Below are 26,482 nucleotides of genomic sequence, written 5' to 3' on the forward strand. Positions count from 1 at the left end.
CGATCCGGCCCAATTGTCCAACATGGATTGGTACGGCCACCGTAATGAAACGGCTTGCGCCCCGGCAGGCACGCGGCATGACTGCCGGACTGATATAGTCGGGAGTCGATTGCCTTGCGTGCCACCCTTGCCCTGATCGCGCTTCTTGCCGCTGCGCCCGCCGTCACGCCCGCGACCGCCCAGGTGCAGGCGAGCGCGTCGGCGCCCGATGGTCCGGTGCGCGGATTCACCAGCGCGGACCTGTTCGGGCTGGCGATCGCGGCGGATCCGCAGATCAGCCCCGATGGTCGCCACATCGTCTACGTCCGGCGCAGCGGCGACGTGATGAGCGACCGCATGGTGTCGTCGCTGTGGCTGATCGACGTGGCGAGCGGGCGGCAGGTGCCGTTCGCCAGCGACGGGTCGAGCCCGCGGTGGTCACCCGACGGCACGCGCGTCGCCTATGTCGCGCGCGATGGCGACCGCTCGCAGCTGTTCGTGCGCTGGCTCGGACCGGACGCGGCAGGCGGCGCGGTGTCGCGCGTGACGACGCTGCCGGGCGACCCCAATGCGCTGGAATGGTCCCCGGACGGCACCCGCATCGCCTTCGTCGCGAATGTGGCGGGCGAGGCGACCACGCTGGGCAAGGCGCCGGCCAGGCCGGAGGGCGCGAACTGGGCGCCGCCGCTGGAGGTGATCGACCGGGTCACCTATCGCAACGACGGTCCGGGCTATCGCAAGCCCGGCTACGACCATCTCTTCGTCGTCGCCGCGGACGGCGGGGCGGCGCGCCAGCTGACCTTCGGCCGCTACGACGATGGCGGCCCGCTGTCGTGGAGCGCGGACGGGCGCCGGCTCGTCTTCTCCGCGATCCGCGGCAAGGATGCCGAGCGGCAGGTGATGAACAGCGACCTGTACGCGGTCGACGTGGCCTCCGCGCAGCTGACGCAGCTGACCACGCGCGACGGCCCGGACGGGCAGCCCGCCTGGTCGCCGGATGGGCAGCGGCTGGCCTGGACCGGGTTCGACGACACGCGCCGCGCCTACGAAAATCAGCAGCTCTACGTCGGCGGGCGCGATGGCGAGGCGCCGCGATCGCTGACCGCGTCGCTCGACCGTAGCATCGAGGAAGCGCGCTGGGCGGCGGACGGACGCAGCCTGTACGCCAGCTACGACGATCGCGGGCATCGCAAGCTGGCCCGCATCGGGCTGGATGGCCGCGTGTCGGCGATCACCGACGCGCTGGCGGGCGGCGGGCTTGACCGGCCTTACACCGGCGGCGAGTTCTCGGTCGCGCGCAACGGCACGGTCGCCTTCACCGGCGGCGATGCGACGGTGCCCGCGGACGTCTGGGTCTGGTCCGGCGGCAAGGCGCGGCGGCTGACGCAGCTGAACGCGGTGATGGCGGCGTCGAAGGCGATGGCGCCGATCCGCAAGCTGGCGGTGACCGCCCCCGACGGCCGCGCGATCGACGCATGGCTGGCGGTGCCGCCGGGACACCAGCCGGGGCAGCGCCTGCCGCTGATCCTGGAGATCCATGGCGGACCGCATTCCGCGTACGGCCCGTCCTTCGCCACCGATATGCAGCTGTATGCGGCGGGCGGCTATGCGGTGCTGTGGACCAATCCGCGCGGCTCGACGTCCTATGGGGCGGAGTTCGCGAACCTCATCAACAAGACCTATCCGGCGCAGGATTACGACGACCTGATGGCCGCGGTCGACGCCGCCATCGCGGACGGGACGGCGGACCCGAACAACCTGTTCGTCACAGGCGGATCGGGCGGCGGGCTGCTGACCGCGTGGATCGTCGGCAAGACCGACCGCTTCAAGGCGGCGGCGACGCAGAAGCCGGTCGTGAACTGGATCAGCGAGGCGCTGACCATGGATAACACTTTGTTCACCTCGCAATATTGGTTCAGCAAGAAGCCGTGGGAGGATCCCATGGGCTATTGGAACCGCTCGCCCATCAGCCTGATCGGCAACGTGAAGACGCCGACGCTGGTCGTCGTGGGGAGCGAGGATTACCGCACCCCGGTGAGCGAGGCCGAGCAATATTATGCTGCGCTCCAGATACAGGGCGTTCCGACCGCGCTCGTAAAGGTGCCCGGCGCCAGCCACGGCGGCATCGCGTCGCGCCCGTCGCAAGCCGCCGCCAAGGCATCGGCCATCCTGTCGTGGTTCGACCGCTACCGGACCGGCGCCGCGGTGGGAGTGCGTTAATCATCATGTTGTAAAACAAGGCAATATGCGGTGGATCATCCGCGAGCGAGTGATGGGGCATGGAACAGCGTAACGCCATCCTGACCGACACGCTGAAGCGCAAGAATGCGGTCCTGGAGGGGATCAACCGCATCTTTCGCGAGGCGTTGACGGCACCCTCCGTCGAGGCGCTCGGGCAGGTGTGTCTGCGCGTGGCCGAGGATGTGACCGGCGCGGCGTTCAGTTTCATGGGCGAAGTAAACGACGAGAGCGGTCGGCTGGAGGACGTCGCGATCAGCGAGCGCGGCTGGGGGGCGTTCACCGCCGACGATCCCCGGTGGCCCGACGGGAGGTTGCCGGTCGGGCTGCACGTGAACGGCCTGCACGGCCGCGTGATCCTGGACGATGCCAGCCTCATCACCAACGATCCGGGCCAACACCCCGACCGGATCGGTACGCCGCGCGGGCATCCGCCGCTCGACAGCTTCCTGGGCGTGCCGCTGCGCCACGACGGTCGCCCGATCGGGCTGATCGCGCTGGCCAACCGCGCGGGCGGCTTCCGCGAGGAAGATCGCGAGGCGGTGGAGGAACTGGCTCCCGCGATCGTCCAGGCGCTGCGCAGCAAGCGGGGCGAGGATGCGCTGCGGGAGAGCGAGCAGCTCCGGCGACTGAGCCTGGAACTGGTACCGGCGATGCTGTGGCGCACCGGGCCGAACGGGGAGAACCTCACCTCCAACCAGCAGTGGACCGCGTTCACCGGGCAACCGGAGACGAGGGATATCCAACAATTCCACTGGCTGGACCTGATCCATCCCGACGACGCGGCGAGTGTCGAGGAGGCGTATCGGCGCAGCTACGACACCGGCGTTCCGCTGGAGCTGCCCTATCGCATCCGCCAGCGTTGCGGCGGCTATCGCTGGTTCCTGGTACGTCAGGTGCCCGTCCGCGACGACGGCGGTCGCATCGCGCAGTGGTTCGGTGCCGCGACCGACGTGCACGAATTGCGGATGCTGGAGGAGCGCCAGCGGGTTCTGGTGGGCGAGTTGCAGCACCGCGTGCGCAACATCCTGACGGTCGTGCGGTCGGTCTTCGCGCGCACCGCGGAGAATGGCGAGTCGCTGGAGGACGTGGCGGATCATTTCCGCGGGCGGCTGGACGCGCTGGCGCGCGCGCAGGTGATCGTGACCCAGACGGCGTGCCAGGACGTCGACCTGGAAAACCTGGTCCGCGACGAGCTGCTGAGCATCGGGGTCAGCGACGGGCGCGGGCTGATCCTGGAGGGGCCGGACGTGGCGCTGCGCCCCGCTGCCGCGGAGGCGCTGGGGCTCGCGGTGCACGAACTGTCGATCAACGCCGTGAAATATGGCGCATTCAAGTTTCCGGATGCAACCGTTTGCATCTGCTGGTCGGTTGACAACGATGACAGAAATCGCCCACGGCTGACCTTCACCTGGACCGAACGGGGCGTGCCCGCTTTATCGATCAAGCCGTCATGTCAGGGGTTTGGCAGTGAATTGATCGAGGAGGCGTTGCCCTATCAGCTGGGCGCGCAGACGAAGCTGGAGTTCCGGGGCGGGGGTGTTCGCTGCACCATCGTCCTGCCTCTCGCCGATGGAGCCGGGGAGCGTCGATGAAGGTCCATGTGCTGAGGGGAAAGCGCATATTGATCGTGGAGGACGAGTATTTCATCGCGGCGGACCTGAAGCGCGCGCTGGGGGACCGCGATGCGGTCGTGCTGGGGCCGGTCGCCTCGCTGGATGCCGGGATGGCGGTGCTGGACGACGGCGGCGCGATCGACATCGCGGTGCTCGACGTCAATCTGGACGGTGCGGATTCCTATCCCATTGCGGAACGATTGGCGGCGCGGGGGGTGCCATTCGTGTTCGTAACTGGTTATGATGGCTGGGCTATGCCGAGTGCCTATCGGTCCATACCACGGCTGGCGAAGCCCTTTCCGCCCGGCGCGGTGGTACGTACGATCGAGCAGATGATCGAGGAGAAGTAATGCGCACCGCGCTGTCGATGCAGGGACATGAGGCCGCTTTGTTGCGGCTGGCGGCGCTGACGCCGCTGGCGCCGGCGACGTTGTCGACCCTGTCCGCCGCGATCGCGCAGGCGGAGCCGCTTCGCGCGCGCCGCGAATTGCTGACCGAGGGCCGCGCGATCGAGACGCCGCTGCTGCTGGTGCGCGGCTGGGCGGCGCGCGTGCGGCAATTGCCCGACGGGCGTCGGCAGTTCCTGAATTTCCTGGTGCCGGGCGACGTGATCGGCCTGTCGGACGTGCCGCGCGCGCTGTCGCCCGCGACGATCATCGCGGTGACCGACGTGATGGTGGCGACGCCGCCCGATGCGAGCGAGCTTCCCGACGTGGCCGCCGCGTACGCGATCGCTCGCGCGCTCGACGAGGCGCACCTGCTGGCGCAGATCGTGCGGCTGGGGCGGCTGAATGCGCAGGAGCGGATCGCGGACCTGTTGCTGGAATTGCACGAGCGGCTGACGCTCAACGGGCTGGCGCGCGGCAACGCCTTCGACGTGCCGCTGACGCAGGAGGTGCTGGCGGATGCGCTGGGGCTCACCTCCGTTCACGTCAACCGCATGGTGCAGCAGGCCCGGCGCGACGGCGACCTGCAGTGGAAGGGCGGGCGCGTGACGCTCACCGATCCGGTCGCGCTGGCGCAGAAGATCGGCCGTCAGTCGCCGCGCGTGCAGGAAACCGCCGGTTCGATATAAGCGGTACGACTTAAACCGCTGGACATCGCCGGATCGTCACGCGAGAGCGTGAGCGAACGAGAGGAGCGGCGATGACGGGCAGCCTGCAAGGAACCGATTTTCCCGAGATCCGCGCCGGCGTGGCGAAGCTGTGCGCGCAGTTTCCCGGTGAGTATTGGCGGCGGCTGGACCGTGAGATGGCCTATCCGGCGGAGTTCGTCGCCGCGCTGGGCGAAGCCGGATATCTCGCGGCGCTGATCCCGGAGGAATATGGCGGCTCCGGCCTGCCGCTGTCGGCTGCCGCGGCGATCCTGGAGGAGGTGCAGCGCGCCGGGTGCAACGGGTCCGCCTGTCACGCGCAGATGTACATCATGGGCGCGCTGCTGCGGCACGGGAGCGACGCGCAGAAGCAGGCGTATCTGCCGCGGATCGCCAGCGGCGACCTGCGGCTCCAGGCGTTCGGCGTGACCGAGCCGACCAGCGGCACCGATACCGGCGCGCTGAAGACGGTCGCGGTGCGCGACGGCGACCGCTACATCGTCAACGGACAGAAGATCTGGACCAGCCGAGCAGAGCATTCCGACCTGATGCTGCTGCTCGCCCGCACCACGCCGCGCGATGCGGTGGCGCGCGGGATCGAGGGGCTGTCGATCTTCCTCCTGGACATGAACGCGGCGAAGGCGGCGGGCGGGCTGACGATCCGACCGATTCGCACCATGATGAACCATTCCACCACCGAGGTCTTCTTCGACAATGTCGAGGTGCCCGCCGACAATCTGATCGGCGAGGAGGGGAAGGGGTTCCGCTACATCCTGTCGGGGATGAACGCGGAGCGCATCCTGATCGCGGCCGAGTGCATCGGCGACGCCAAGTGGTTCATCGAAAGGGCGCGCGATTACGCCCGGGAGCGGGTATTGTTCGGGCGCCCGATCGGTCAGAACCAGGGCGTGCAATTCCCGATCGCGCGCGCCTATGCGCAGATGCGCGCCGCCGAACTGATGGTGCAGGATGCCGCCCGCCGCTTCGAGGCGGGCGAGCCGTGCGGCGAGCAGGCGAACATGGCGAAGATGCTGGCCGCCGAGGCGAGCTGGGCGGCCGGCGAGGCGGCGATCCAGACGCACGGCGGCTTCGGCTTCGCCGAGGAATATGACGTCGAGCGCAAGTTCCGCGAGACGCGGCTGTATCAGGTCGCGCCGATCAGCACGAACATGATCCTGAGCTTCATCGGCGAGCACGTGCTGGGGCTGCCGCGGAGTTACTGAGGGCCGGGTCGTTCGCGCGGTCGTCCGCCACACCCCCTGAGCACCTGTCCGCGCCAGCGCACCGTGACGCGGTCGGGAAAGATGCGGTCGCTCATCCCGTCGCTGCAACGCGCCCGGACCACGTCGACGGTCATGCCCCGCGCGGTGAAGCGGCGGGCGTCGGCGCTGATTCGTAGACGGGGCCGGGGGAGCACGACAGGGCGCTGGCCGAGCCGATCAAGGCGCAGTCTGCGGCGGTCGATCGCCAGGTTCCAGAACGGCTCGGTCCCGAGCGCGGTATAGGCGGAGGCGGTGGCCGTCAGCAGCAGGAGGGCGGACATCCGCGCAGACTGGCGCAACCTGCGTGAACGGAGGCTGGCCCGCCACCTCCGTCGTCCGAAACCTTTTCAAACGTCGTGTATCGCCCGGCCGTCTTACCGTTCCCCGGCGAAGGCGGGACCTTTGCAAAAGTCTCCACCGTGCTCCTGCGCAGGCAGGAGCACGGCGTGGGCTTGATGCCGCTGCACCTGTTTTGCAAAGCCCCGGCCTTCGCCGGACCTTTGCAAAAAGTGTCACCGTGCTCCTGCGAAGGCAGGAGCCCAGAATTGCAGGTCCCGTAAGGCGTTGTTCTGCTGGGCCTTGGGCTCCTGCCTGCGCAGGAGCACCGCCGGTACGTGGCGCTGTTGCATCCCTTTTGCAAACGTCCCGCCTTCGCCGGGGAACAGAAGGGGCGTTTCGCAGGGGTTTCGCGACGTGGCTGGTTTCGTAGCTGTCTCGTGCCCGGGACGAGCGCGACGGCTCCCACCTATCCGCCGTGCCGCGCCAGCACTTCGTAGGCCATGACCGCGGTCGCCACGGCGGCGTTGAGGCTGTCGGCCTTGCCGCGCATCGGCAGCTTCACCAGCAGGTCGCATTCGGCCTCATAGGCTTCGGGCAGCCCCTGCGCCTCGTTGCCGGTCAGCAGGAAGGTCGGCGCGGCATAGGGCGCGTCGCGATAGCCTTCCTCGGTCTGGAGACTGAGGCCGACCAGCTGTCCGGGGCCGGCGCGCAGCCAGGTGAGGAAATCCGGCCAGGGCGTCCGGACGATCGGCACGGTGAACAGCGCCCCCATGCTGGCGCGTACAGCCTCGGTGGAGAAGGGATCGACGCAGTCGTCGACCAGGATCAGCGCGCCCGCGCCGACCGCATCGCCGGTGCGCAGGATGGTGCCCAGATTGCCGGGATCGCGCAGCCGCTCCGCCACCAGCCAGATCGGCGAGGCGGTGCGATCGAGCTCGGCCAGCGTCGTCCCGAACGCGTCGAACACGCCGACGACGGCCTGCGGATTGTCCTTGCCCGACAGCTTGGAGAGGATGTCGGGGGTGGTCTCGATCGCTTCGCCATCGCCGCGCGCCTCGACCGCGGCGACCAGCGCGCGGACCAGCGGATGCGCGGCGCTGGCGGAGGCGAAGAAGAGGTAGCGGGGGATGCGGCCGGTCTCCCGCGCCTCCGTAAGGATGCGGAGCCCCTCGGCGAGGAACAGCCCTTCCTCGCGCCGGTGGCGCTTGTCGCGCAGGCCCTGCACCCGCTTGACCAGCGGGTTGGAGTAAGCGGTGACGACGCGCGGCATCAGTCCTCGCCGAACTTGTCCTCGACCAGCCGGCACATGGTGGCGACCGCGTCCTCCGCGGCCTCCCCCTCGGCGCTGATGGTGATCGTGTCGCCCTTCGCCGCGCCCAGCATCATCAGCCCCATGATCGACGTGCCGGTGACCTCCGACCCGCCCTTCGCCACGGTGACGGGGATCGGCAGGCCGGAGGCGAGGGTGACGAACTTGGCGCTGGCGCGCGCGTGCAGACCACGGCGATTCGTGATCTCGACGGTGCGCGACGCGCTCAAGCCGCCGCCTCGCCCAGCACCTCGGAGGCGACCGAGATATACTTCCGCCCCGCCTCGCGCGCGGCCGCGACCGCGGCGGTGACGGTCATCGCCTTGCGCGCGGATTCCAGGCGGATCAGCATCGGCAGGTTGATGCCCGCGATCACCTCCACCCGGCCGCGTTCCATCAGCGAAATCGCCAGATTGGAGGGGGTCCCGCCGAACAGATCGGTCAGCACGATGACGCCGCGACCGTCATCCACCTCGGCGATAGCGCCGGCGATGTCGGCGCGCCGCGCCTCCATATCGTCCTCCGGACCGATCGCGACCGTGCGTACCTGCCGCTGCGGGCCGACGACATGCTCCATCGCGACGACAAATTCGTCCGCGAGGCGACCGTGTGTGACGAGAACCAGGCCGATCATGGGCCCGATCATGGTGTTCGACATCGTGTTCATTGACCCTGCGGCCGTTCCTCAAGCGCATCCCGCGGTGCCGCCGCCAGGTCGCGATGTGTGATGGTGGGGGAAAATCCCCCCTCGCGCAACCGTCCAGCGACACGTTCGGCGACGTGGACGGAGCGGTGTTTCCCTCCGGTACACCCGAATGCGATCGTAACATAGGGCTTGCCTTCCGCATGATAGCGCGGAACCAGCAGCAGGAGCAGCTCCTCGATCCGTCCCACCGCCTCGTCATAGGCGGGATCGGCGGCGATATAGGCCGCCACGTCCGCGTTCCTGCCGTTGTGCGGGCGCAGCGCGGGGTCCCAGTGCGGGTTGCGCAGGAACCGCATGTCGAAGACGAGATCGGCGCCCACCGGCAATCCGCGCGAGAAACCGAACGATTCGACGGTCAGCGTCGTGCCGCCATGGGGGCCGCGCGTGAAATCGGCCCGGACCTGCTGCGCCAGGTCGTTCGCCTTCATCCGCGTGGTGTCGATCAGGCGATCGGCCCAGGCGCGCAAGGGGGCGAGAAGCGCGCGTTCCTGCGCGATGCCTTCGCTGGGCGGACGATCGTCGGCCAGCGGATGGCGGCGGCGGGTCTCGGCATAGCGGCGCGCCAGCTCCCGGCCGGAGCAATCGAGGAACAGGAACTGGACCGCCACGCCGTCCATCTCGCGCAACTGGTCGACGCGGCGCTTCACCGCGTCGGGATCGAAGTCGCGGGTGCGTGCGCCCAGCCCGAGCGCGATCGGGCGCGGCGCCTCCGCATCGGCATGCGCGTCGGGTGCGACGACGACCCGCGCGAGCAGCGAGAGGGGAACGTTGTCGACCACCTCCCACCCCATGTCCTCCAGCGTCTTCAGCACGGTGGTCTTGCCCGCGCCGGCCATGCCCGTGACGATCAGGACGTCGGTCATGCAAGAGTCTCCGGGCCTGCGTCGGCCAGGTGGGATAACGCCCATTCCACCTTGATGGGGGCAGCGGACGTGCGCGGGTCGATCGTCACGCCCGGCAGCGAGACGTCCATCAGGATCGTGCGCCGCGGCTCCGGCATCCGCTCATCCTCCGCCCCCAGCGCGACGACGAGCGCGACCGTCGCCTGTGGAGCGTAGGGCACCTCGACGATGCCGAGGCCGCGGACCTCCATCCGCCCCGCGATGGTCGCGGGGGGCGCGGCGAGCAGCCGGCCGGCACGCGTCGCGAGCAGCGTGTAATCGTCCGAGATCAGCACGGCACCGCGATCGATCAGCCGCAGCGCCAGGTCGGACTTGCCCGCGCCCGACGCGCCGGTCAGCATCACGCCGCGCCCGCCGATCGCCACCGTGGTGGCGTGAACGGTCACCCCCGCGCTCATTCCGGCACCACGCCGCGCGTCAGGGGCAGGCGGACGACGAAGCGTGCGCCGCTCAATCGGTCCTCGCGCGCCTCCACGGTGATGTCGCCCTGATGCGCATCGACGATGGTGCGTGCGATCGCCAGGCCCAGGCCGCTGTGCTGGCCGAACCCTTCGGCGGAGGGGCGTACCGAGTGGAAGCGGCGGAAGATCGCCTCGCGCGCCTCCTCCGGCACGCCGGGGCCCTCGTCCTCGACATGGACCGCCAGCATGTCGCCCTCGCGCCGGACTGCGATCGTGACCAGCGCGCCGGCCGGAGAGAAGGAAATCGCATTGTCGATCAGATTGGCGAACACGCGCTCCAGCCGCGCGCCCTCGCCCGGCACCGGGAGGGGGGGGGGCGGGCTGGGTGTCGAGCCGCAGCCGGATGCCGCGCGGCAGCCCGCGCTCCTGACGGCCCGCGACCATCGCCGCAACCATCCCCGCGACGTCCACCGGCTCGAAGGTGGCGCGGCTGAGCTGCGCGTCGAGCCGGGACGCATCGGAAATGTCGCTGATGAGGCGGTCGAGGCGGTGCACGTCGTCCTTGATGATCGCGAACAGCCGCTCGCGCAGGTCCGGATCGGCGACGCGCTCCAGCCCGTCGATCGCGGAGCGCAGCGAGGCGAGCGGGTTCTTGAGCTCGTGGGTGACGTCGGCGGCGAACGCCTCCGTCGCATCGATGCGCGCACGCAGCGCCAGGCTCATGTCGGAGAGCGCGCGGGCCAGCATCCCGATCTCGTCCCGGCGCGCCGGAAGACGCGGCACCACCACCTCGCGCGCGCGCCCCAGCCGGACGCGCACCGCGGCGCGCGCCAGCCGCCGCAGCGGGCCGACGATGGTGTTGGCGAGGAACAGCGAGAGCGCGATCGTCGTCGCCGCCGCGACGAGTACGACGACGCTCAGGCGGAACCGCTCCAGCCGTACCCGCTCGGTCACGTCGCGCGCGTTGACGCTGGACAGCAGCGCCTGCCCGCCGCCCAGCGCGGCGGCGGCGGTGACGACCGGGGTGCGGTCGGGCGCGCGCCAGATCGTCACCGACGTGCGCTTGCCCGCCAGCACGCGCGCGACATCGGGCCAGCGCCGTCCGTCGCGACGCTCGCGATAGCCCGGTGCCAGCGGTGCGCGGACGATCGTGTCGATGATCGCATCGAGCCAGCGCGCGCTGCGCTGCGCCAGCCCGTCGCGATCGGGATCGCGCAGGCGGAAATTGGCGACGCCCAGGGCGCGGCTGTCCGCCAGCACCGCGCCGCGCGCGTCGTACAGCCGCAGGCGGGTGCCGGTATCGACCGCCAGCCGCGCGATCAGCGCGTCGCGTTGCGCGGTGTCGGCGGCGCCCATCGCCTCCGCCATCAGCATCGCCTCGCGTCCCGCCTGATCCGCGCGCCCGTCGAGGATGCGGGTGCGGAAGCTGTCGAGATAGAAGAACCCGCCCGCCAGCAGCAGCAGCGCGACGATATTGACCGCCAGGATACGCGGGGTGAGCGACACCCGGCCCGACCGTGGGCCGGACCAGCGCGCCGTCTGGTCGGGATCACTCCTCGGAGAAGCGGTAGCCGGCGCCATACAGCGTCTCGATCGAATCGAAGGCGGCGTCGACCTCGCGGAATTTCCGCCGGACGCGCTTGATGTGCGAATCGATCGTGCGATCGTCGACGTAGATGTCGTCCTGGTAGGCGGCGTCCATCAACTGGTTGCGCGTCTTCACGACGCCCGGACGCTGCGCGAGCGTCTCCAGGATCAGGAATTCGGTGACGGTCAGCGTTACCGCTTTGCCGTCCCACGTCACGCGGTGACGCGCCGGGTCCATCACCAGCCGGCCGCGCTCGATCGGCCCCTGCACCTCGCCCCCGGCGGCGTCGCTGGCGGGCGCGGCCTCGGTCCGGCGCAGGATGGCGCGGATGCGGGCGATCAGCAGGCGCGGGCTGAACGGCTTGGCGATATAGTCGTCGGCGCCCATGGCGAGGCCCAGCGCCTCGTCCAGCTCGTCGTCCTTGCTGGTCAGGAAGATGACCGGGATCTGGCTCTTCTCACGCAAGCGACGCAGCAGCTCCAGACCGTCCATCCGCGGCATCTTGATGTCGAAGATGGCCAGGTCCGGCGGGTTGTCGGTCAGCGCCTTCAGCGCGGTTTCGCCGTCCGAATAGACGCGCGTCAGGAACCCCTCGGCCTGCAATTGAATGGACACCGATGTCAGGATGTTGCGGTCGTCGTCGACCAGCGCGATGGTCGCGGTGGCTGGGGAGGGGGCCGTCATCGCCGCCGGGTTAGTGCAAAGGCGAGGCGGGCTCAATGCCGCAGCAGAAGGATGTGCCGCGGAAACGTGTTTAACATGTTTGACACGGGGGCGGCGAGCCCGGTATTTCGCCGGACGAAGGGTCGGTTGGCGCCGGCATCGTGAATGGCATCGGCGTGCGCCGAAGCGGACAGGAAGAGGACGGACCATTGAGCGATCGTATTCCGGATATGGGGCTTGAGGCGCAGGGCATCGAGACGCGCGCCACGCTGCACTGGAACCTGGTGACGGCGCAGCTGGTGGAAACGGCGGTCGCGCGCGGCGAGGGCAAGCTGTCCGCTGACGGTCCGCTGGTGGTGGAGACGGGCGCGCATACCGGCCGCTCCGCGCAGGACAAGTTCACCGTCCGCGACGCCGAAACCGAATCGACCGTGTGGTGGGGCAAGTCGAACAAGCCGATGGACCCGGCGCATTTCGCCGCGCTGAAGGCCGATTTCCTCGCGGCGCTGGGCGAGAAGAGCGACCTGTACGTGCAGGACCTGTTCGGCGGGTCGCAGCCGGCGCACCGCGTCCACGTGCGCGTCATCAACGAGCTGGCATGGCATAACCTGTTCATCCGCACGATGCTGGTCCGCCCGGAGCAGTCGGAGCTGAAGGGCTTCGTTCCGGACTATACGATCATCGACCTGCCCAGCTTCCGGGCCGATCCGGAACGCCACGGCTGCCGCGGCCAGACCGTGATCGCGGTCAACCTGAGCGAGAAGCTGATCCTGATCGGCGGGACGAAGTACGCCGGCGAGATGAAGAAGTCGGTCTTCGGCATCCTCAACTACCTGCTGCCGACGCACGGGGTGATGCCGATGCACTGTTCCGCCAACATGGGCGACGACGGGCGTACGGCGGTCTTCTTCGGCCTGTCGGGCACCGGCAAGACGACGCTGTCGGCGGATCCGAAGCGCACGCTGATCGGCGACGACGAGCATGGCTGGTCCGACGACGCGGTCTTCAACTTCGAGGGCGGCTGCTATGCCAAGATGATCCGCCTGTCGGCGGACGCGGAGCCCGAGATCTTCGCTACCACCAAGCGGTTCGGCACGGTGCTGGAAAACGTGGTGATGGACGATGTCACGCGCCAGCTGGACCTGGACGACAACAGCCTGGCCGAGAACAGCCGCGGCGCCTATCCGATCGACTTCATCCCGAACACGTCCGAAAAGAACATGGGCGGCGTGCCGAAGAACATCGTGATGCTGACCGCGGACGCGTACGGCATCCTGCCCCCGATCGCGAAGCTGACCCCGGACCAGGCGATGTACCACTTCCTGTCGGGCTATACCGCGCGTGTCGCCGGCACCGAGATCGGCGTGACCGAGCCGGACGCGACCTTCTCCACCTGCTTCGGCGCGCCGTTCATGCCGCGCCACCCGTCGGTCTACGGCAACCTGCTGAAGGAGCGGATCGCCAAGGGCGGCGTCGACTGCTGGCTGGTCAACACCGGCTGGACCGGGGGCAAGTACGGCGTCGGCAACCGCATGCCGATCAAGGCGACGCGCGCGCTGCTGAACGCGGCGCTCGACGGCAGCCTGAACGATGCCGAGTTCCGCACCGACCCCAATTTCGGGTTCAAGGTGCCGGTGTCGGTGCCGGGCGTCGACACCGCGATCCTCGACCCGCGCGAGACGTGGGCGAACAAGGCGGAATACGACGCCACCGCGGCAAAGCTGGTCGACCTGTTCAACGAGAATTTCGCGCAGTTCGCGGAATATGTCGATCAGGGCGTGCGCGAAGCCGCGCCGAAGGCGACCGCTGTGGCGTAACGCTTTCCGGTCACCCCGGGCGTGATCCGGAGTGGCGTTTCGTCGCCGCGTTGCAGAAGAAGCGGGACCCCGGGTCGAGGCCCGGGGTGACGGTGTGTGGTTCGAAACGCTGATGCTACGCACCCCGTCACCCCGGACCTGATCCGGGGTCCAGGGTTCTCCGTCATCACGCTGCTTGGGCGCGCGGAACCCTGGATGCCGGAACAAGTCCGGCATGACGGCGCAGAGGCCTCTTCCGTTGCGCGGTTACGCCGCCTCCACCGTCAGCACGCCGCCCTCGACCGCGACGATCGTCACCGTGGCGCCGGCGGGCAGGTCGGGTCCCGTCGCGGGCCAGGCGCCGTCGCCGACGATCACCCGTCCGCGGCCGTGCTCGATCGCGGTTTCCAGGCGGGCGGTCGTGCCGATCATCGCCGCGGTGCGATCGTTGAGGCGCACGGCGTCGCCTGCGACCGGATAGTCGCGGTACCAGCGCCGCCCGATCAGGACCGTGGCCACGCTCCACGCGGCGAAGCTCAGCAGCTGGAGCGACAGCGGCATGTCCGCGAGGACGAAGGTCGCCGCGCCCGTGATCGCGGCCGCGATCGCCAGGAAGATCAGGAACACGCCGGGCACCAGCAGCTCCGCGATGCCCAGCAGCAGCGCCGCGACCAGCCACGCCGTGCCCACGCCGCCGATGCCGTCCAGCGTCACGCCTCCGGTGCCCGCGGCAGTTCGAACGGGCCGGGACGCTTCGCCGGTGCGGCCGTCGGCGCGTCCGGCTTGAGCGCTTCCTTCGCCAGTTCGCCGATCCCGCCCAGCGTGCCGATCAGCTGGGTCGCCTCGACCGGGAAGAGGATCGTCTTGGCATTGGGGCTGGTCGCGAACCTGCCGACCGCCTCGACATATTTCTGCGCGACGAAGTAGTTGATCGCCTGCGCGCCGCCGCCGGCGATCGCTTCGCTGACTACGCGCGTCGCCTTCGCCTCGGCCTCCGCCGCGCGTTCGCGCGCTTCGGCGTCGCGATAGGCCGATTCGCGGCGGCCCTCGGCCTCCAGGATGCGCGCCTGCTTCTGACCCTCGGCGCGCAGGATCTCCGACGCGCGGGTGCCTTCCGCCTCCAGGATATTGGCGCGCTTCTCGCGCTCGGCCTTCATCTGGCGGCCCATCGCGGTGACGATGTCGGCGGGCGGGCGGATGTCCTTGATCTCGACGCGGGTGATCTTGACGCCCCAGGGCACGGTCGCGTGATCGACCACCGACAGCAGCCGCGCGTTGATCTCGTCGCGCTTCGACAGCGTCTCGTCCAGGTCCATCGCGCCCATCACGGTGCGCAGGTTCGTCGTCGTCAGCTGCAACAGCGCGACGTACAGGTCCGACACCTCGTACGCCGCCTTGGGCGCGTCGAGCACCTGGAAGAAGACGACGCCGTCGGTGGAGACGATCGCATTGTCCTTCGTGATGATCTCCTGCCCCGGGATATCGATCACCTGTTCCATCATGTTCACGCGGCGCCCGACCCGGTAGAAGAAGGCGGGGTAGAAGTTGAACCCCGGCGCGGCCGTGTTGGTGTAGCGGCCGAAATGCTCGATCGTGTATTGATAGCCCTGACGAACGATCTTGATGCTGGCGAAGAGGTAGAACAGCACGAACGCCAGCAGGAGGGCGGCGACGATCAGCATGGCGGGCGGTTCCTTCCCTGGGTAAGCCGCCATCATAGACCGCCCCTAGCGATCCGTCACGGATGCGGTTACATGGCGCGCCACTCCTTCCCCCCAATGGATTCGGCACCCCATGGACATCCGGCTCGGCCTCACCTTCGACGACGTGTTGCTCGTGCCGGCGGAATCGAGCGTGCTGCCGACCGCCGCGGATACGCGGACGAAGCTGACGCGCGGCATCGCGCTCAACATCCCGGTCGTGTCCTCCGCGATGGATACCGTGACCGAGGCGGACATGGCGATCGTCATGGCGCAGCTGGGCGGGATCGGCGTGCTCCACCGCAACCTGACCGTGGAGGAGCAGGTCGCGGCGGTGCGGCAGGTGAAGCGGTTCGAAAGCGGTATGGTGGTCAACCCGATCACGATCGCGCCGGAGGCGACGCTGGCGCAGGCGCAGGCATTGATGGCGGCGAACCGGATCAGCGGCATTCCGGTGGTGGAGCGCGACGGGCGGCTGGTCGGCATCCTGACCAACCGCGACGTGCGCTTTGCCGAGAATCCGAACCAGCCTGTGTCGGAGCTGATGACGAAGGACGACCTGGCTACCGTATCGGTCGGGGTGGGGCAGGAGGAGGCGCGCCGCCTGCTGCATCAGCGCCGGATCGAGAAGCTGCTGGTGGTGGACGAGGCGTATCGCTGCGTCGGCCTCATCACGGTGAAGGACATCGAGAAGGCGGTCATGTACCCCGACGCGACGAAGGACGCGGCCGGGCGCCTGCGCGTCGCCGCGGCGACGACGGTGGGGGACAAGGGCTTCGACCGGACCGAGGCGCTGGTCGATGCCGAGTGCGACCTGATCGTGATCGACACCGCGCACGGGCACAATGCCGATGTGGCGCGGGCGGTCGAGCGGGTGAAGAAGCTGTCCAACTCGGTGCAGGTCGTGGCGGGCAACGTCGCCACCGCCGCCGCCACGCGCGCGCTGATTGATGCGGGCGCGGACGGGATCAAGGTCGGCATCGGGCCGGGATCGATCTGTACCACGCGCGTCGTCGCGGGCGTGGGCGTGCCGCAGCTGACCGCGGTGATGGACTGCGCCGAGGAAGCCGCCAGGTCGGGCGTGCCGGTGATCGCGGACGGTGGCCTGCGCACCTCCGGCGACCTGGCGAAGGCGCTGGCGGCGGGCGCATCGACGTGCATGGTGGGCTCGCTGCTGGCCGGCACCGAGGAAGCGCCGGGCGAGACGTTCCTGTATCAGGGACGCGCGTACAAGTCGTACCGCGGCATGGGGTCTGTCGGCGCGATGGGGCGCGGGTCGGCGGACCGTTATTTTCAGGGCGAGGTGCGCGACCAGCTGAAGCTGGTGCCCGAGGGGATCGAGGGGCAGGTGCCGTTCAAGGGCCCGGCGCGCGAGGTGATCCACCAGCTGGTCGGCGGGATCAAGGCGGCGATGGGCTATACCGGGTCGGCGACGATCGCGTCGCTGCAGGAGCGTGCGCAATTCGTCCGCATCACGGGCGCGGGGCTGAAGGAAAGCCACGTCCACGACGTGACCATCACGCGCGAGGCGCCGAACTACCCCACACGGTGAGGAGGGGCCGATGACCCCGGCGGCACGCACCCAGGCGGCGATCGACCTGCTCGACGCGATTGCGCAGGCGGCGCGCGAGGGCGGCGCGGCGGCGGACACGTTGATCTCGCGCTATTTCGCGGCACGGCGCTACGCCGGGTCGAAGGACCGGCGGGCGGTGCGCGAGCTGGTCTATGCCGCGATCCGCGCGCTGGGCGAGCGGCCGGAGAGCGGGCGCGCGGCGATGCTGGCGCTGGCGGCGAAGGATGCGGTGCTGGCGGCGACCTTCGACGGCTCGACGCACGGACCCGCGCCGATCGGGGCGAGCGAGCCGATGGCGGCGGAGGGGCTGCATCCGCGCTGGCTCGAACAGGCGCTGGCCGCGTCCGGGATCGATGCCGCGGAGCAGGCGGCGCTGGTGGAGCGGGCGCCGCTGGACGTTCGCATCAACCGGCTGCGCGACGGCGAACTGCCGGCGGGCGAGCCGATCCCCGGGCTGCCCGATGCGCTGCGGCTGCCGGCGGGGACGGACCTGACGCCGTTCGCGGGCCGGGTCGAGGCGCAGGACGCGGGCAGCCAGACGGTGACGCTCGCCACCGGGGCCGCGCCGGGGATGACGGTGCTGGACCTGTGCGCGGGCGCGGGCGGCAAGACGCTGGCGCTGGCGCCGATGTTGGCGAAGGTTGGACAGATCGTGGCCGCGGACGTCGACCGCGCCCGGCTGTCGCGGCTGATGCCGCGCGCCGAGGCGGCGGGCGTCGCGGATCTGGTCGAAACGCGGCTGATGAACCCCGGACAGGAGCGCGAAACGCTGGCGGATGTTGCCGCCGACGTGGTCCTTGTCGACGCGCCGTGTTCGGGAACGGGCACGTGGCGGCGCAATCCCGAAGCGCGGTGGCGGTTGACGCCGGCGCGGCTGGAACGGCTGGTCGCGACCCAGCGGCACCTGCTGGCGGTGGGGGCGGCATGCGTGCGGCCGGGCGGGGCGCTGGTGCATGTCGTCTGTTCGCTGCTGGATGCCGAGGGTGCGGATCAGGTCGACGCATTCCTTGCCGATCATCCGGGCTGGATCGCCGAGCCGCTGTCGCTGCCGCTGGGGCGCGCGCATCGCGGCGGCGTCCGGCTGACCCCGGCGCATGACGGCAGCGACGGCTTTTTTGTCGCACGCCTGCGGGCCCCGTGCTAACCGATCGACATCGTGTCGAAGCTGGAGCCGTTCATGCGTTTCACCTGCGTCGCCGTCGCCGCATCGCTGGCGATGGTGTCGATTTCCACCTCGCTCCACGGCCAGCGTCCCGACGACCAGATCGATGCGCGCAGCATGGCGCTGCTGCAACAGGGGAAGGCGGCGCAGGCGGCCGGTAACCTGGAGGGGGCAACCGACCTGCTGGAAACCGCGGTGACGGTCGATCCGCGCAACCGGCAGGCGTTCATCACGCTGGCGAACGTGGCGGAGGCGCGCGGACTGCCCGGGAAGGCGATCCGTTTCTATCGCGAGGCGCTGCTGCTGGAGCCCAACGACGTCGACGCGCTGGCGGGACAGGGCGAGGCGATGGTGATGAAGGGCGCGGTGGAGCGCGCGCGCCAGAACCTCACGCGGGTGAGGACGTTGTGCAAGGGCGCGTGCCCCCAGGCATCGACGCTGGCCGCCGCGATCGCCAAGGGGCCGCCCGTGACGACCGCCGCGGTGGGCGCGAACACCACGACCGTGGGGAAGGTGCCGGCCGCGAAGGATTGAGGGGCGGCGAGCGTTCCGCCCAAGCTTCGAGACGGCATTCGGACGTCGCTCGATGACCCCCCACGAACGGGTGGGGGATGACCTCCGTTCGGCCTGAGCGTCGTCGAAGGCTATGCAAGACGGTGGCTGTGCTTCGACTTCGCTCAGCACGAACGGGCGGTTTTGGGCCCGAACGGAAGGGGCGGGTTGGGGCGCGGGCCCTGAAGTCCCGGACACGTCGAGACCCTGCGAACGTCTTCCACCGCGCTCCTGCGCCAGCAGGAGCCAGGGCCATGCAGAGCCACGTCCGATGTGTCCGGCAACCCTGGACTCCTGCCTGAGCAGGAGCACGGCTGGTGCGGGGCTTTGCCATGTCCCGGAACAGGTCCGGGGTGACGAACCGCCAGAGGCTCGCCAGGCGCCGTTCGCAGCAGCGTTGAGGGCGTTGGTCGAGCTTAGCTTGCGCCGTCCAGGCGGCGGGCGAGGCTGACGAACTCCGCGACGCTCACCGTCTCTGCCCTGCGGGTCGGGTCGATACCCTCCGCTTCCAGCGCCTCCAGCGCGCCCTGTACGCCGCGCAGGCTCTGCCGAAGCATCTTGCGGCGCTGGCCGAAGGCGGCGGCGGTGAGGCGTTCGAGGGTGGCGAGCTTCACGGCCTCGGGCGCTTCGGCGGGAACGAGGTGGACGACCGCTGACATGACCTTCGGCGGGGGGGTGAAGGCGGAGCGGTGGACCGGCATCGCGATGCGCGCGGTGCTGCGCCATTGCGACAGGACGGCGAGCCGTCCGTAGGCGTCGGTGCCGGCCGGCGCGACGATGCGGTCGGCGACCTCGCGCTGGAACATCAGCGTGCACGACCGCCACCACGGCAGCCACTCCGCCGAGAGCCAGCCGACCAGCAGGGCGGTGCCGACGTTATAGGGCAGGTTGGAGACGATATGCGGCGCACCGCCGAACAGCGCGCGCGCGTCGATCTCGGTCGCGTCGCCCTCGATCACGCGCAGGCGGCCGGGATAGGCGGCCTCCAGCTCGGCGAGCGCGGGGATGCAGCGGCGGTCGCGCTCGATCGCGGTGACGCGCGCGCCCTGCGCCAGCAACGCGCGGGTCAGGCCGCCGGGGCCGGGCCCGACCTCCAGCACCTCGGCATCGCGAAGATCGCCGGGAACGCGCGCGATGCGGGCGAGCAATTGCGCGTCGAAGAGGAAATTCTGCCCGAGCGCCTTGGACGCGGACAGCCCGTGGCGCGCGATGACCTCGCGCAGTGGTGGGAGGTCGGGCGGGGGCAGCTCGACGGCGGGGGTCACGCCGGCTGCTGCTCGCGCAGGCGATGGGTCGCGGCGGCGTCGGCCATCGCGATCGCGGCGATCATCGCGCCGGGGTGTGCCAGCCCCTTGCCCGCGATGTCGAAGGCGGTGCCGTGATCGGGCGAGGTGCGCACGATCGGCAGGCCCAGCGTGATGTTGACGCCGTCGTCGAAATAGAGGGTCTTGATCGGGATCAGCGCCTGATCGTGATAGCCGCACAGGACCGCGTCATAACCGTCGCGCGCGCGGGCGTGGAACATCGTGTCGGCGGCGAACGGGCCGCGCGCGTCGATCCCCTCCGCCACCAGCTGCGCGATGGCGGGGGCGAACACGTCAATCTCCTCGCGCCCGATCGCGCCGCTCTCGCCCGCGTGCGGGTTCAGGCCGGCGAAGGCGAGGCGGGGGCGCCCGACCCCGAAATTGCGGGTCAGCCCGCGGGCGGTCACGCGCGCCTTGGCCACGATCAGCTCGGGGGTGAGCAGCGCGGGCACGGCGGCGAACGGGACGTGGGTGGTGATCGGGACGACGCGCAGACCGGGCCCGGCGAGCATCATGACCGCATTGTCGCGCGAAATCCCGCAGCGTTCGGCGACGAACTCGGTCTGTCCCGGATGGGTGAAGCCGATATCGTACAATTGCGCCTTCGACACCGGGCCGGTCACGAGCGCGCGGCCCGCGCCCGAGCGGACGAGGCCGCACGCCAGCTCCAGCGCGTGGAGCGCGCAGCGCGCGCCGTCCGCGTCGGGGACGCCGGGGACGATCTCGCCCGCGTCCTCGACCGTCAGCACCGGCAGCGCGTCGGGGAAGACGCGTGCGACCGTCGCCAGATCGGTGACGGGCTGGAGCGGCCCCCGCCATACGCGCTCGATCGCGCGGCCATCGCCGACCGCGACGAATGGCGCGAGCGCACGCTCGTGGCGGGCGTCCCATGCCCTGGCGATCGTCTCCGGCCCGACACCCGCGGGGTCGCCCATCGCGATGACGATGGGGGCGGAGGCAGCGGGGGCGATCACCGCCGGGGCTCAGCGATACTCGATGACCGCGTCGCGGCGCAGGTCGCGCAGCGCCTGCTGCGCGCGCAGGTTGACGCGCTGCTGCTCCAGCTGGCTCTGGATCTGCGCCGCGCCGGGCAGCTGGCCGCTCTGCACCTCGTCACGGCCGCACAGCACGAGCGTACGCACACCCTCGGTCGGGGTGCCGAACGGCGGCGTCGCCTGGCCCACCTGCAATTTCAGCATGATCGCCTGGAGCGGGGGCGGCAGGTCGCGGATGCGGATCGAATCGTTGTCGACCACCTCCGCGTTCAGCGACGCGGCGATCTTCGCCACCGAGCCGCAGCCCTGCAGCTTCTGGATCTCGGTCGCGAAGGCGGAGGTGCGCTGCGTCGCCTGCGCCTGCGTGGTGCCGGCGGGGAATTTGATCGTCATCTGCTTCAGGCTGAGCTTCGCGTCGCGCGGATCGGCGGTCAGCACCTGACGCTTGTCGACCAGATACAGGATCGAGAAGCCGCCGGGCGTCTGGACGGGGCCGGCGACCTGGCCGACCTGCATCGTGGTCGCCGCCTGCGCCAGCGCCTCCGGCAGCTGCGCGGTGCGCACCCAGCCCAGGTCGCCGCCGACGCCGCGCGTCGACGCCTCCGAGAAGTTGCGCGCGAAATAGGCGAACGGCGCCTGCCCCTTGCCGATCTCGGCGATGATCTGCCGCGCCTGCGCGAACACCTGCTGCTCGCGGTCGGCGGTGGCGGAGAGGTAGATTTCGTTGAGGTGATATTCCTCGGTACCCTTGGCCTGTTCCAGCCGGTCGAGGATCGCCTTCACCTCCTCGTCGCCGACGTTGACGAACGGCTCGACACGGCGGCGCAGGTAGCGCTGCCACGCCAGCTCGCCCTCGATCTGGCGGCGGATCGAGCGATCGGAGGAGCCGTTCTCGCGCAGGAAGGCGGCGAACTCGGCCGGCGTCTTGCCGAAGTTGCGCGCGACGCGGGCGACGCTCTGGTCGATCTCGTCCTTCGTGATGGTCACGTCGGCGGTCTTCGCCTGCTGGATCTGCAACGTCTCGTCGATCAGCTGGCGCAGCACCTGGAGCCGCAGCCGCTCGCGGTCCTCGTCGGTCAGCTTCACGTTGTTGGCCGCCGCGATCAGCGCCACGCGCTGGTCGACGTCGGTCTGCGTGATGACCGTGTCGTTGACGATCGCGGTCGCCTTGCGGATGTTCGGATCGAGCTTGCCGAAGATCTGGAGGTTGGCGGGGATGTTGAGCCCGGTGTTGTCGGGCATCGACTGATCCTCGACCGTCTGCGCGATGCCGGCGCCCGTACCGGCGACGACCGCGGTCAGCGCCAGCGCCGCAGCGAGCGCCCGGCGGGTCTTCATCACCCGGCGGGTCGGTGCCGCGCCCTTCGTGTTCGTCATCACGTGAATCTCGAAATCCCCATGCCGCGCCCAAGGCGCACGTCGCCGGCGCAAATGCCCCATTCCAGCTGAACCGCGGCTTAGCGGCCCAGCCCCTTCAAGGAAAGCGTCAAGAGGTAGGCGTTGCCGGCGCGCGCGTCGCCCAGCGTTTGATAGTCGCGCCGCCACGTGACGCCCATTTCGATACAATCGTCCTCGTACGCGACGCCGACGCGGTGGCGGATCGGGGTGAAGCCGTCGGCGGTGGCGAGCGTGGGATCCTCCTCGCGGTCGGTCAGGTCGACCAGCGCGGAGCCCCACACCGACCAGAAGCGGCCGATGCCCAGACGCCCACCGACGCGCACCTCCTCGCGGTCCTGAAGATCGGGGATGTCGATGTTGCGGTTCAGGCGGATGTAGCCGACCGTGGCATAGGTGCGGCGCGAGCCGACGGTGGCGTCGATCTCGTTGCGGCGCACCGCCAGATTGTCCTTGTCGAGGCGGTAGCGGTGGGTGAGCGTGACCCACTCGCCGAACCGCACGTTGGTGCGCCCGACGATGTCGGAGAAGCGATCCGACAGGCCGGTGCCGCTCGGCAGGATGCTGGGGCGCGAATTGAGGCGGTAGCTCTGCCCGACATTGGCCGAGATCGCGATGCCGGTCAGGTCGAGCGCCCAGTCCGCGCCGTAGGTCACGCGGCTGGAATCCTCCCAGCGGTCGTAGCCGGGGAAACGGTTGAGCGCGAAGAGGTTCGAATCCTCCAGGTCGACCGCGCGCGCATCCTCGTTGGGCACGGCCAGGTTGCGCGTGGGCGGCGTCGCGACCACCTGGACGCGCGGGGTGAAGCGCTGGAACCCGCCCCACAGCTCGCCGATCAGCGGCCAGCGCACGTCGGCGGCGAGCGCGCCGATCGCGCGGGTCTGGAACCCCTCGATCCCGCGGTAGCTGGCGATCGCGGTCGCGGCGGTGCCGGTGGTGTTGTACGCGTCGCCGCGGGCATAGGCGGTGAGCGTCACCTCCTGCCCGGTGGTGGTGATGCCGCGCCAGTCCCAGCGCGCCGAGACGAAGCCGCGCTGCGTGTCCTGCCCGGCCTTGCGCCCGATCGCGAGCGTGTTCGCCTGAAGCTGGAGGACGCCGCCCAGCGGCGTGTCGGTGATGCGGCGGCGATAGTCGATCTCGGGCAGCGCGATCGGCTGCGCGCCCTGCCGGTCGCCGACGCGCAGCGTCTGCACCGCCCAGCCGGCAAGCGAGAGGTAGCTGTCGCGGTCGATCCGCTCGACGGTGACGTTGGTGCGCAGCCGATCCTCGCGCGAGATGTCGTAGCGGCGCAGGAAGGTGCGGTCGGTGACGAGCCGCAGCGAGGTCGAGATGCTCCAGTTCGGGTCGAGCTGGAACCGGCCGACCCCGTCGAGATAGCCGCGGAAGGCGCGCTCGGTCTGCGTCGTGAACCCGCCCGACAGGTCGCCGCTGCGGCGGCTGCTGGTCGCATAGGCGGTCAGCGAGAAGGCGCCGATCTCGTTCAGCTGGCTGTAGCGCGCCTCCATCATCGGCAGTTCGGAGGAGAACAGGTGCGGGCGCAGCACCAGCGACTTGTCGGGGCCGAGCACGACGTTGATCGGCAGCACCACCTCGACGCCGTTCAGCTGGGTGATGTTGAACTGCGGGGTGAGCAGGCCGGAATTGCTGCTGCCGCCCAGGGGCACGCTGAAGCGCGGCAGTGCGGGCGTGCTGAGGCCGAAGAGGTGGATGCGCGCGCCGTCGAAGGTCAGCCGCTCGCGGTCCGGGCGGTACATCACCTGCACCGCCGTGATCTTCCACGTCGGCTCCTTGGGGCAACCATCGGATGTGGTGACGGCGCACGGCGAATAGACCGCGCGCTCCAGCTGCATGTTGCCGCTCTGGTCGCGGGTGCCGCGCACCGCGGCGAGGCGGCCGCCCTGTTCCAGCACGACGAGCAGGTTGTCGATCACGCCGTCCTTCAGCGAATCGGTCAGCTCGATCGAATCGCCATAGGCGACGTCGCCCTCCGGATTGGTGACCGCGACGTTGCCGGTGGCGACGACGCGCCCGGTCCTGCGGTTCCACACCACCTTGTCGGCGCGCAGGCGGTCGCCCTCGCGCGTCATGCGCACCGCGTCGGTCGCGGTGACGACGTCGGCGTTGTAATCATATTCGAGCGCGCCGGCGCTGAACTGCACCTGATCCTCGCCCGCGGGGGCTGCGCCCTCCACCGGGGCAGGCGGCGGGCCGCGGTCCTGCAGCGACTGGTCCTGCAGCGACTGGTCCTGCAGCGACTGGTCCTGCAGCGACTGGGCGGCGGCCGGCGGGGCCAGCACCAGCGCCGCGACGCCGCAGGCGAGTAGATCCAAACGCGTCACGTCGCTCCCGTCGCACCCCTTGCGCGCGGCCGGGATGGCGACGACGCTGCGCGGCTGCCTATCGCATCGCACGCGGCACGCTGCAACGTTTTGGCGGCAGGGGCTTTGCCTGCGCATCCGCTTGGGCCTACCAGCGGTCATCCAGTATCAAGGTATCGTGTCCATGAAGATCGAGTTTGCCGCCAGCCGGCCCGCCCCGACCACCGCCGACCCCGCCGTGCTGGCGCTGCCCGTGACGAAGGGCGCATCGCTCGCCGGGCTGGTCGAGGGTGCCGACGCGCTGGTGCGGGGCGCCGCCGCGGCGCAGCGGTTCGAAGGCGACGCCGGCAGCGCCGCCGAGGTCCATGTCGCGTCCGGGGAGGGCACGCGCCGCGTGCTGCTGCTGGGCGTCGGCGCGGGCGACGATGCCGCCTATGAGCGCGCGGGCGGCGCGCTGGTCGCGCGGCTGCTGACGTCGGGGGCGACCGCGGCGGTGGCGGACCTGTCGGGCGTCGACGCGGTGAGCGCGGCGCGGTTCGCGGCGGGCGCGGCGCAGCGTTCGTGGCGCTTCGACGCCTATCGCACGAGGCTGCCCGAGAAGCAGAAGCCGACGCTGGCGACGCTGACGGTGGTGGGGGACGACAGCGCCTATGCGCCGCGCGCCGCGGTGACCGACGGGCTGGCGCTGGCGCGCACGCTGGCCGCGCTGCCGCCCAACATCCTCTACCCCGAGACGTTCGTCGAGCGCGTGCTGGCGGCGGTCGACGGGCTGGGGCTGGAGGCGACCGTGCTGGACGAGGAGGAGATGCGCGCGCTGGGAATGGGGGCGCTGCTGGGGGTCAGCCAGGGATCGCGGCGCGAGGCGCGGCTGCTGGCGCTGAAGTGGAACGGGGGCGGTGCGGACGCGCCGCTGACCGCGCTGGTCGGCAAGGGCGTGACGTTTGACACCGGCGGCATCTCGATCAAGCCGGCCGCGGGCATGGAGGACATGAAGTGGGACATGGGCGGCGCGGGCGCGGTCGCCGGCGCGATGCTGTCCCTCGCCACGCGCAAGGCGAAGGCGAACGTCATCGGCGTGATGGGGCTGGTCGAGAACATGCCCGACGGCAATGCGCAGCGCCCCGGCGACGTGGTGACGAGCATGTCGGGCCAGACGATCGAGGTCATCAACACCGATGCCGAGGGGCGGCTGGTGCTGTGCGACTGCCTGACCTGGGTCCAGCGCACCCACGCGCCGACGACGATCGTCGACCTGGCGACGCTGACCGGCGCGATGATCGTCAGCCTGGGCAACGAGTTCGGCGGGCTGTTCAGCAACGACGACGCGCTCGCCGACCGCCTGCTGGCGGCGGGGCGCGCCTCGGGGGACCAGCTGTGGCGTTTCCCGCTGACCGATGCCTATGACAAGCTGATCGACTCGGCCATCGCGGACATGAAGAACGTCGGTCCGCGCGGCGCGGGCTCGATCACCGCGGCGCAGTTCCTCCAGCGGTTCGTGGAGAAGGGGGTCGCCTGGGCGCACCTCGACATCGCGGGCATGGTCTGGGCGGACAAGGACGGGCCGACCTGGGCGAAGGGCGCGACGGGCTATGGCGTGCGCGTGCTCGACCGCTACGTCGCGGATGTGTGCGAGGGATAAGGCTGCCCCGTC

23 protein-coding genes and 1 pseudogene are annotated in these 26,482 nt (G+C 70.1%); 10 read left to right on the forward strand and 14 right to left on the reverse strand.

Translation table 11 applies throughout. The features are described 5' to 3' along the window. The first annotated feature begins 114 nt into the window (after positions 1-114). The 5 genes from PGN23_RS07695 to PGN23_RS07715 all read left to right on the forward strand — a co-directional run bounded on the left by PGN23_RS07695 (position 115) and on the right by PGN23_RS07715 (position 6,149). On the forward strand, positions 115-2,199 hold the full coding sequence (locus PGN23_RS07695) for a S9 family peptidase (RefSeq protein WP_335302312.1): 2,085 nt from the start codon (positions 115-117) through the stop codon (positions 2,197-2,199). Between the two features lie 59 nt (positions 2,200-2,258). Beyond that, entirely contained in the window at positions 2,259-3,812 is a 1,554-nt protein-coding gene (locus PGN23_RS07700) for a sensor histidine kinase (protein ID WP_335302313.1), read from the forward strand. Further along, the gene (locus PGN23_RS07705) at positions 3,809-4,183 is read left to right on the forward strand and encodes a response regulator (protein ID WP_335302314.1); all 375 of its coding nucleotides are present in this window, start codon (positions 3,809-3,811) and stop codon (positions 4,181-4,183) included. Before PGN23_RS07700 ends, PGN23_RS07705 begins: the two co-directional genes overlap by 4 nt. Further along, a complete protein-coding gene (locus tag PGN23_RS07710; protein WP_335302315.1) occupies positions 4,183-4,908 on the forward strand; it encodes a Crp/Fnr family transcriptional regulator in 726 nt (241 codons plus the stop codon). The genes PGN23_RS07705 and PGN23_RS07710 overlap by 1 nt, the downstream gene beginning before the upstream one ends. A 71-nt stretch (positions 4,909-4,979) precedes the next feature. Further along, positions 4,980-6,149: an acyl-CoA dehydrogenase family protein gene (locus tag PGN23_RS07715; protein ID WP_335302316.1), complete on the forward strand. Its 1,170-nt coding sequence runs from the start codon at positions 4,980-4,982 to the stop codon at positions 6,147-6,149. On the opposite strand, the gene PGN23_RS07720 is transcribed toward PGN23_RS07715, so the two are convergent. The 8 genes and pseudogenes from PGN23_RS07720 to PGN23_RS07755 form a co-directional block, all read right to left on the reverse strand. Continuing rightward, the gene (locus tag PGN23_RS07720; protein WP_335302317.1) at positions 6,143-6,469 is read right to left on the reverse strand and encodes a hypothetical protein; all 327 of its coding nucleotides are present in this window, start codon (positions 6,467-6,469) and stop codon (positions 6,143-6,145) included. The two genes, PGN23_RS07715 and PGN23_RS07720, sit on opposite strands and share 7 nt — an antisense overlap. Before the next feature lie 464 nt (positions 6,470-6,933). Beyond that, positions 6,934-7,737 (reverse strand): TrmH family RNA methyltransferase, encoded by an 804-nt coding sequence (locus tag PGN23_RS07725; protein ID WP_335302318.1) that lies wholly within the window; start codon positions 7,735-7,737, stop codon positions 6,934-6,936. Then, complete coding sequence (locus PGN23_RS07730) at positions 7,737-8,006, reverse strand: HPr family phosphocarrier protein (RefSeq protein ID WP_335302319.1); 270 nt, start codon at positions 8,004-8,006, stop codon at positions 7,737-7,739. Before PGN23_RS07730 ends, PGN23_RS07725 begins: the two co-directional genes overlap by 1 nt. Further along, complete coding sequence (locus tag PGN23_RS07735) at positions 8,003-8,410, reverse strand: PTS sugar transporter subunit IIA (RefSeq protein WP_335302320.1); 408 nt, start codon at positions 8,408-8,410, stop codon at positions 8,003-8,005. Before PGN23_RS07735 ends, PGN23_RS07730 begins: the two co-directional genes overlap by 4 nt. 29 nt (positions 8,411-8,439) lie before the next feature. After that, positions 8,440-9,345 carry an RNase adapter RapZ gene (gene rapZ / locus PGN23_RS07740; protein WP_335302321.1) on the reverse strand — a complete coding sequence of 302 codons (906 nt, stop codon included), beginning with the start codon at positions 9,343-9,345 and terminating at the stop codon, positions 8,440-8,442. Next, a complete protein-coding gene (locus PGN23_RS07745) occupies positions 9,342-9,782 on the reverse strand; it encodes an HPr kinase/phosphorylase (protein ID WP_335302322.1) in 441 nt (146 codons plus the stop codon). Before PGN23_RS07745 ends, rapZ begins: the two co-directional genes overlap by 4 nt. Beyond that, a pseudogene (locus PGN23_RS07750) lies at positions 9,779-11,366 on the reverse strand (stimulus-sensing domain-containing protein). The gene PGN23_RS07745 and the pseudogene PGN23_RS07750 overlap by 4 nt, the downstream one beginning before the upstream one ends. Continuing rightward, on the reverse strand, positions 11,335-12,057 hold the full coding sequence (locus PGN23_RS07755; RefSeq protein WP_335302323.1) for a response regulator transcription factor: 723 nt from the start codon (positions 12,055-12,057) through the stop codon (positions 11,335-11,337). The pseudogene PGN23_RS07750 and the gene PGN23_RS07755 overlap by 32 nt, the downstream one beginning before the upstream one ends. 209 nt (positions 12,058-12,266) lie before the next feature. Between PGN23_RS07755 and PGN23_RS07760 the strand changes: the two genes are divergently transcribed. Further along, positions 12,267-13,853 (forward strand): phosphoenolpyruvate carboxykinase, encoded by a 1,587-nt coding sequence (locus tag PGN23_RS07760; protein WP_443019803.1) that lies wholly within the window; start codon positions 12,267-12,269, stop codon positions 13,851-13,853. A 246-nt stretch (positions 13,854-14,099) separates the two neighbouring features. On the opposite strand, the gene PGN23_RS07765 is transcribed toward PGN23_RS07760, so the two are convergent. Both PGN23_RS07765 and PGN23_RS07770 read right to left on the reverse strand, forming a co-directional pair. Then, positions 14,100-14,546, reverse strand: a complete 447-nt coding sequence (locus tag PGN23_RS07765) for an NfeD family protein (protein ID WP_335302325.1) — start codon at positions 14,544-14,546, stop codon at positions 14,100-14,102. Next, entirely contained in the window at positions 14,543-15,514 is a 972-nt protein-coding gene (locus tag PGN23_RS07770; protein WP_335302326.1) for an SPFH domain-containing protein, read from the reverse strand. The genes PGN23_RS07765 and PGN23_RS07770 overlap by 4 nt, the downstream gene beginning before the upstream one ends. A gap of 112 nt (positions 15,515-15,626) precedes the next feature. Here PGN23_RS07770 and guaB point away from each other — a divergent pair, with 112 nt between their 5' ends. The 3 genes from guaB to PGN23_RS07785 are packed head-to-tail and all read left to right on the forward strand — an operon-like array spanning position 15,627 to position 18,801. Beyond that, a complete protein-coding gene (guaB, locus tag PGN23_RS07775) occupies positions 15,627-17,084 on the forward strand; it encodes an IMP dehydrogenase (protein ID WP_335302327.1) in 1,458 nt (485 codons plus the stop codon). Positions 17,085-17,094: 10 nt separating this feature from the next. After that, complete coding sequence (locus PGN23_RS07780) at positions 17,095-18,249, forward strand: RsmB/NOP family class I SAM-dependent RNA methyltransferase (protein WP_335302328.1); 1,155 nt, start codon at positions 17,095-17,097, stop codon at positions 18,247-18,249. Positions 18,250-18,282: 33 nt separating this feature from the next. After that, positions 18,283-18,801 (forward strand): tetratricopeptide repeat protein, encoded by a 519-nt coding sequence (locus PGN23_RS07785; protein WP_335302329.1) that lies wholly within the window; start codon positions 18,283-18,285, stop codon positions 18,799-18,801. A gap of 434 nt (positions 18,802-19,235) precedes the next feature. Here the strand turns inward: PGN23_RS07785 and rsmA are convergent, their stop codons facing one another. The 4 genes from rsmA to PGN23_RS07805 form a co-directional block, all read right to left on the reverse strand. After that, the gene (gene rsmA / locus PGN23_RS07790) at positions 19,236-20,084 is read right to left on the reverse strand and encodes a 16S rRNA (adenine(1518)-N(6)/adenine(1519)-N(6))-dimethyltransferase RsmA (protein ID WP_335302330.1); all 849 of its coding nucleotides are present in this window, start codon (positions 20,082-20,084) and stop codon (positions 19,236-19,238) included. Beyond that, the gene (pdxA, locus tag PGN23_RS07795; protein ID WP_335304546.1) at positions 20,081-21,094 is read right to left on the reverse strand and encodes a 4-hydroxythreonine-4-phosphate dehydrogenase PdxA; all 1,014 of its coding nucleotides are present in this window, start codon (positions 21,092-21,094) and stop codon (positions 20,081-20,083) included. Before pdxA ends, rsmA begins: the two co-directional genes overlap by 4 nt. Positions 21,095-21,106: 12 nt before the next feature. Then, positions 21,107-22,495, reverse strand: coding sequence for a peptidylprolyl isomerase (locus PGN23_RS07800; protein WP_335302331.1), 1,389 nt, complete (start codon positions 22,493-22,495; stop codon positions 21,107-21,109). Positions 22,496-22,575: 80 nt separating this feature from the next. Next, positions 22,576-24,852: an LPS-assembly protein LptD gene (locus PGN23_RS07805; RefSeq protein ID WP_335302332.1), complete on the reverse strand. Its 2,277-nt coding sequence runs from the start codon at positions 24,850-24,852 to the stop codon at positions 22,576-22,578. 163 nt (positions 24,853-25,015) lie between these two features. Here PGN23_RS07805 and PGN23_RS07810 point away from each other — a divergent pair, with 163 nt between their 5' ends. Further along, positions 25,016-26,470 carry a leucyl aminopeptidase gene (locus PGN23_RS07810; protein ID WP_335302333.1) on the forward strand — a complete coding sequence of 485 codons (1,455 nt, stop codon included), beginning with the start codon at positions 25,016-25,018 and terminating at the stop codon, positions 26,468-26,470. Positions 26,471-26,482: the final 12 nt, after the last annotated feature.

The organism is Sphingomonas adhaesiva (genome assembly GCF_036946125.1).
In the GTDB taxonomy this organism is placed as follows: Bacteria; Pseudomonadota; Alphaproteobacteria; order Sphingomonadales; family Sphingomonadaceae; genus Sphingomonas; species Sphingomonas adhaesiva_A.